This window comes from Naasia sp. (assembly GCF_025465545.1).
Classification (GTDB): Bacteria; Actinomycetota; Actinomycetes; order Actinomycetales; family Microbacteriaceae; genus Naasia.
The window spans coordinates 147,785-153,998 of record NZ_JAODMK010000003.1; the positions used below are offsets into that span (position 1 = coordinate 147,785).

7 protein-coding genes are annotated in these 6,214 nt (G+C 69.1%); 4 read left to right on the forward strand and 3 right to left on the reverse strand.

Annotation, left to right across the window (positions count from 1 at the left end; genetic code table 11):
• Positions 1 to 13 precede the first annotated feature (13 nt).
• On the reverse strand, positions 14 to 604 hold the full coding sequence (locus tag JWR33_RS01370) for a DUF3027 domain-containing protein (RefSeq protein WP_297408722.1): 591 nt from the start codon (positions 602 to 604) through the stop codon (positions 14 to 16).
• Positions 588 to 971 (reverse strand): cold shock domain-containing protein, encoded by a 384-nt coding sequence (locus tag JWR33_RS01375; RefSeq protein ID WP_297408723.1) that lies wholly within the window; start codon positions 969 to 971, stop codon positions 588 to 590. The genes JWR33_RS01370 and JWR33_RS01375 overlap by 17 nt, the downstream gene beginning before the upstream one ends.
• Positions 972 to 1,061: 90 nt before the next feature.
• Between JWR33_RS01375 and JWR33_RS01380 the strand changes: the two genes are divergently transcribed.
• The 4 genes from JWR33_RS01380 to JWR33_RS01395 all read left to right on the forward strand — a co-directional run bounded on the left by JWR33_RS01380 (position 1,062) and on the right by JWR33_RS01395 (position 4,273).
• Entirely contained in the window at positions 1,062 to 1,343 is a 282-nt protein-coding gene (locus JWR33_RS01380) for a multidrug ABC transporter ATPase (protein ID WP_297408724.1), read from the forward strand.
• A gap of 87 nt (positions 1,344 to 1,430) precedes the next feature.
• Positions 1,431 to 2,123 (forward strand): response regulator transcription factor, encoded by a 693-nt coding sequence (locus JWR33_RS01385; RefSeq protein ID WP_297408725.1) that lies wholly within the window; start codon positions 1,431 to 1,433, stop codon positions 2,121 to 2,123.
• Between the two features lie 49 nt (positions 2,124 to 2,172).
• Positions 2,173 to 3,912, forward strand: coding sequence for a sensor histidine kinase (locus JWR33_RS01390; protein WP_297408727.1), 1,740 nt, complete (start codon positions 2,173 to 2,175; stop codon positions 3,910 to 3,912).
• A 67-nt stretch (positions 3,913 to 3,979) separates the two neighbouring features.
• Positions 3,980 to 4,273 (forward strand): WXG100 family type VII secretion target, encoded by a 294-nt coding sequence (locus JWR33_RS01395; RefSeq protein WP_297408729.1) that lies wholly within the window; start codon positions 3,980 to 3,982, stop codon positions 4,271 to 4,273.
• A gap of 185 nt (positions 4,274 to 4,458) precedes the next feature.
• On the opposite strand, the gene groL is transcribed toward JWR33_RS01395, so the two are convergent.
• Complete coding sequence (groL, locus tag JWR33_RS01400) at positions 4,459 to 6,087, reverse strand: chaperonin GroEL (RefSeq protein WP_297408730.1); 1,629 nt, start codon at positions 6,085 to 6,087, stop codon at positions 4,459 to 4,461.
• Between the last annotated feature and the right edge of the window lie 127 nt (positions 6,088 to 6,214).

Sequence of the window (6,214 nt, forward strand, 5' to 3'; positions counted from 1 at the left end):
CGCAGCCGAGGCGTCAGCGGACCCGCTCGATCGCGTCCGCCCCGGTCTCGGCCCCGGTGTCCTCTGCGGACACGGCCATGTCGCCGTCGTCAGCGTGAGGGGCCGCGCGCTGGTCGAGCGCGTCGTCCTCATCGTCCTCGTCGACGAGTTCCAGCTCCGCCTCGGCGTCCTCGAACTCCACTCCGTCGAGCACATCGTCCTCGTCGTCGAGCAGGTCGTCCTCGTCCGGGCCTTCGTCGTCGTCATCGTCGATGACGAGGCTGCCCTCGCCGTCCTTGGCGTCCTGCGCGATCTGATAGTCGACCAGCCGATCGGACCAGGGCACCCACTCGGGCGCGACCAGGGCGTCCTCGCCGGGAAGCAGGGTCAGCTCGAGCACCGACGGCTCGTCGGCGCCGTCGAGGACGGACACGTAGACCGCCCAGCTCCACCCGGGGTAGCCGGGCATGGCCGTGCCGAACCGGACATCGAGAACGCCCTCGCTCACCTCATCAAGGCCGATCAGCTCCCCGACGGTGTCGTCCGGCGTGGTCTCCAGCAGCGCCGCGCGGGCCGCCGCCACGACGGCCGCGTCGCCCGCCCCGGCGTCACGCATCGAGGTCATCCGCCACCCTGCGCAGCACCGCGGCGATCTTGGCCGTGTGGCTGCTGTCGGGGTAGCGTCCGCGCTTGAGGCTGGCGCCGACTCCGTCCAGGAGCTTCACGAGGTCCTCGACGATGATCGCCATGTCGTCAGCGGGCTTCCGTGCCGCCTTGGCGAGGCTGGGCGGGGCCTCGAGGATCCGGGCGGACAGCGCCTGCATGCCGCGCTTGCCGTCGACGACTCCGAATTCGAGCTTCGTCCCCGGCTTGACCGCGGTGACTCCGGCGGGCAGCGCCGACGCGTGCAGGAAGACCTCCTGACCGTCGTCGGAGCTGATGAATCCGAAACCCTTCGCTTCGTCGAAGAATTTCACCTTGCCGGTGGGCATGTCACTCGCCTTCTCTGCATACGTGGGAATGCCCGACGATTCTACGGCCCCGACCGTCCCCGGCGAGCGGCCGCCCCTATCCTGGACGGCATGGCCCGCACCTCCCGCCCTGCGGAACCCAACCCTCTCGAGGTCTCGCGGATCGAGCGGAGCCTCGCGTTCATGTCGCTGGCGATCATCGCCCTGTCGGCCCTCGCGCTGTTCGCGGTGCTGCTGGCGCCGGCGTTCGGCCGTCAGGACTACACGCAGGGCCCGTGGCCGGCGATCCTGGTGCTCCCCTATGTGGGGCTGCCCACCGGACTGCTGCTCCTGCTCGCGCTGCTCGTGGTCAATGGGGTGCGGCGAGCGCGACACGCGCGCTCCTCGTCCTGACCGGGGCCGGCCCAGGAGCGTCCGTGGCTGCAGTGCGCCCCGGAGACTCCCAGCCGCCACCCAGCCCACGCGCAGATAATGAGCGACATGGCTGATGGCCCCCGCATCCTCATCGTCGACGACGAACCGAACATCCGCGACCTGCTGACGACCAGCCTCCGGTTCGCCGGCTTCGCCGTGCGCGCGGTCGGCAACGGCGCCGCTGCCATCTCGGCGGTCCTCGAGGAGGAGCCAGATCTGATCATCCTCGATGTGATGCTCCCCGACATGAACGGCTTCGGCGTCACCAAGCGGCTCCGCTCCTCCGGCTACACCTCCCCCATCCTGTTCCTCACGGCGAAGGACGACACCGAGGACAAGATCACCGGCCTCACGGTCGGCGGCGACGACTACGTCACCAAGCCGTTCAGCCTCGACGAGATCGTCGCGCGCATCAAGGCGATCCTCCGCCGCACCATGCACGCGGAGGAGGACGCCATCATCCGCGCGGGCGAGCTGACCATGGACCAGGACACGCACGAGGTCACGATCGGCTCCCAGGCGGTGGAGCTGAGCCCCACCGAGTTCAAGCTGCTGCGCTACCTGATGCTCAACCCGAACCGGGTGCTGTCGAAGGCGCAGATCCTCGACCACGTGTGGGAGTACGACTTCAATGGTGACGCGGGGATCGTGGAGTCCTACATCTCCTACCTCCGCCGCAAGCTCGACCAGTACTCGGCGGAGCCGATCATCCAGACCAAGCGCGGGTTCGGCTACATGCTGAAGGCCGCCAAGGTCTGAGCCGTCCGCTGAGGCGTCCCCCCAGCGGCGGTACCTACACTGAGGTCCCGTGCACAAGACGCTGGTGGAATGGTGGAGCAGCATCTCGCTGCGCACCAAGATCACCGGTGTCACGGTTCTCCTGCTGACGTTCGGCCTGCTCGTCACCGGCCTCGGCACGATGACGGTGATGCGCAACTTCCTCTACGCCGAGGTCGACAGCCAGGTGATGCAGGCCGCGCAGGACCTGAAGGACTACGCGGACGACTCCGAGCTCGGCTCCTCGACGTTCCCCACCGACTACGCCATCGGCCTGCTCGACGCGAACGGTCAGCTCGCGCGCGCCAACAAGACCTGGCTGCAGTCGGGCGCTCGCCCCGAGGCCGGGCATGTGGACCTGGACTTCACGCTGGCCCAGAAGGGGCAGCCCTTCACCCTGCGCAGCGCGGATCAGACCAAGGAGTGGCGGGCGGTGTCGCTGCTGGCCACCGACTATCGCTCGTTCGTGATCGGGCTGCCGCTCGACACCACCAACAAGGCCGTCGCGCGCATGTTCACCCTCTTCCTGCTCTTCAGCATCGTGGTGGTCGTGCTCGGCGCCGTGCTGACCCGTCTGCTGGTGACCTCCGCCTTCGGCCCGCTGCGGCAGGTTGAGCGGACGGCGGCCGAGATCGCCGACGGGGACTTCAGCCAGCGGCTGGCGGGCGCCACTCCCAACACCGAGGTGGGCCGCCTCAACCGCTCCCTCAACACCATGCTGAGCCGCATCGACAAGGCGTTCAGCGATCGGGCCCGCACGATCGAGCAGATGCGTCGGTTCGTCGGGGACGCGAGCCACGAGCTGCGCACGCCGCTCGTGTCCGTCCGCGGCTACGCCGAGCTGTACCGGATGGGCGCCCTGCAGTCGCCGGAGGACGTGGCGCAGGCGATGGATCGCATCGAGCGCGAGGCGATCCGCATGGGCGGCCTCGTGCAGGACCTCCTCGAACTGGCGCGCCTCGACGAGACGAAGCCGCTGCAGCTCGCGCCGGTGGCGCTCCTCCCCCTCGCCAAGGACGCCGCGCTCGACGCGATGGCGTCGTCGCAGGGCCGGGTCGTGAGCGTCGTGACGGACCAGACCGTCCCGGGCGACGAGTTCGAGCTCGTCGAGGACGACACGGTGGAGGGCCTGCTCGAGGACGAGACGGTGGACGGCGACGACCCGGGCGAGGACCCCGAGGCGGCCGTCGCGGGTGCGCCCGCCAAGGGGCGTGCGGCCCGGGCGGCACGGAGGTCCCGGACCGGGCCGGCGACCGGTCCTCTCGCCTTCTCCCGCGCGCGGCTCGCCCGACTGCGCCGGCGTGCTCCCGGCACGGGCCTTCCCGTGGTCGTGATGGCGGACGCCCCGCGCACGGACCTGCCCGCTCAGGCGGCGATCGTGCTGGGCGAGGAGAACAAGATCCGGCAGGTCCTGACGAATCTGCTCGGCAACGCCACCCGCTTCACGCCCCGGGACACCCCCATCGAGATCGTCGTGCGCACCGACCCGGAGACCTCCACGGCGATCGTCGAGATCGTCGACCACGGTGAGGGCATCCCGCCGCAGGTGCGGGAGAAGATCTTCCAGCGATTCTGGCGTGCGGACAGCTCTCGCACCCGCGACACGGGCGGCAGCGGTCTGGGCCTCGCGATCGTGTCCGCGATCGTCGCCGCCCACAAGGGAACCGTGGAGGTGGACGAAACGCCGGGCGGCGGGGCCACCTTCCGGGTGCGGCTGCCGCTCCTCCCCAGGGAGCCCGAAGAGGACGGCGACGACGCTTCCGAGGACTGACGGGAAGGGCCGCCGAGCCGCTTCTAGGCTCTGCTCGCCCGGCCCAGCCTGTCCGAAGGAGCAGTCCATGACCCGATTCAGCGTCGACGGTGAAGCGGTCCTCGCCGCGTCCTCCGCGGTGGCCTCCACCATTCCGCGCGTGCAGAGCGACGTCGCGGCACTCCTCGCGCAGTTGACTTCGCTGCAGGAGAGCTGGGGCGGCAGCGCGGCGCTCGCGTTCCAGTCCGTCGTGAACGACTGGCGGACCACCCAGCAGCGCGTCGACGAGGCACTCGTGGCCATCAACCAGGCCCTCGCCGCCGCGGGCCGGCAGTACCTCGACGTGGAGGAGGCGAACGCGCGGATGTTCCGGGCTGGCTAGCGTCGACCCGCCCCGCGGCGGGCAGGGGACGGCGTCGCTGCCCAGGCAGTTGCGCGCTAAGCGTCGCGCGCAAAACTCGCCTCGACGGGTCCCCTCCTCAAGGACCTGCCCGTCGCACCGCGCCGGGGGAAAAGAGGAAGGGCGGCCCCTTTCGGGGCCGCCCTTCTGCGTTCACTCTGATCAGATCAGAAGTCCATGCCACCCGTGGGGTCGCCGGCCGGGGCCGGGTTCCGCTCGGGCTTCTCCGCCACGACCGCATGGGTCGTGAGGAAGAGGGCGGCGATCGACGCGGCGTTGACGAGCGCGGAGCGCGTCACCTTGGCCGGGTCGATGATGCCCTGTGCGAACATGTCGCCGTACTCACCGGTCGCGGCGTTGAGGCCATGACCGACGGGGAGCGAGCGGACCTTCTCGGCCACGACGCCAGGCTCCATGCCGGCGTTGAAGGCGATCTGCTTGAGCGGCGCGTCGATCGCGATGCGAACGATGTTCGCACCGGTCGCCTCGTCGCCAGTCAGGCTGGTCACAGCCTCGCTCGCGAAGGCGATCTTTCCGGCCTGGATCAGTGCCACGCCACCACCGGCGACGATGCCCTCCTCGACGGCTGCCTTCGCGTTGCGAACGGCGTCCTCGATGCGGTGCTTGCGCTCCTTGAGCTCGACCTCGGTCGCCGCACCCGCCTTGATGACGGCGACGCCGCCGGCGAGCTTGGCGAGGCGCTCCTGGAGCTTCTCGCGGTCGTAGTCGCTGTCGGTGTTCTCGATCTCCGAGCGGATCTGGGCCACGCGGCCGGCGATCTGCTCGGTGTCGCCCGCGCCGTCGACGATGGTCGTCTCGTCCTTGGTGATGGTGACCTTGCGAGCCTGACCGAGCAGGTCGAGGGTGACGTTCTCGAGCTTGAGACCGACCTCCTCAGAGATGACCTGGCCGCCGGTGAGGATCGCGATGTCCTGCAGCTGCGCCTTGCGGCGGTCGCCGAAGCCCGGAGCCTTGACGGCGACCGACTTGAAGATGCCGCGGATCTTGTTGACCACGAGGGTCGCGAGAGCCTCGCCGTCGACGTCCTCGGCGATGATGAGCAGCTGCTTGCCACTCTGGATGACCTTGTCGACGATCGGCAGCAGGTCCTTGATCGCGGAGATCTTGGAGTTGACGATGAGGATGTACGGGTCCTCGAAGACCGCCTCCTGGCGCTCCGGGTCCGTGACGAAGTACGCCGACAGGAAGCCCTTGTCGAAGCGCATGCCCTCCGTCAGCTCGAGCTCGGTGCCGAAGGTGTTCGACTCCTCGACGGTGACGACGCCCTCCTTGCCGACCTTGTCGATCGCCTCGGCGATGATCGCGCCGATCTCGGGGTCCGCGGCGGAGATGGACGCGGTCGCGGCGATCTCTTCCTTGGTCTCGATCTCCTTGGCGCCCTCGACGAGCGCCTTCGAGACGGCCGCGACGGCCTTCTCGATGCCGCGCTTCAGGCTGATGGGGTCGGCGCCGGCCGCGACGTTGCGCAGCCCCTCGCGCACGAGCGCCTGAGCGAGAACGGTGGCCGTCGTGGTGCCGTCACCGGCGACGTCGTCCGTCTTCTTGGCGACCTCCTTGACGAGCTCCGCGCCGATCTTCTCGTACGGGTCGTCGAGCTCGATCTCCTTGGCGATGGAGACGCCGTCGTTCGTGATCGTGGGGGCGCCCCACTTCTTCTCGAGGACGACGTTGCGGCCACGGGGGCCGAGCGTCACCTTCACGGTGTCGGCGAGGATGTTCAGACCGCGCTCGAGGCCGCGTCGGGCCTCTTCATCGAAGGCAATGATCTTAGACATATGTGTTTGTCGTCCCTCCCGGACGTTGGGCGAATGCTTGGCACTCTGACATTCCGAGTGCTAATCAATCTTGGCAGTCGACCCCTGAGAGTGCAAGACGACCGGATCAGGGCGTCAGGGTGAGCAG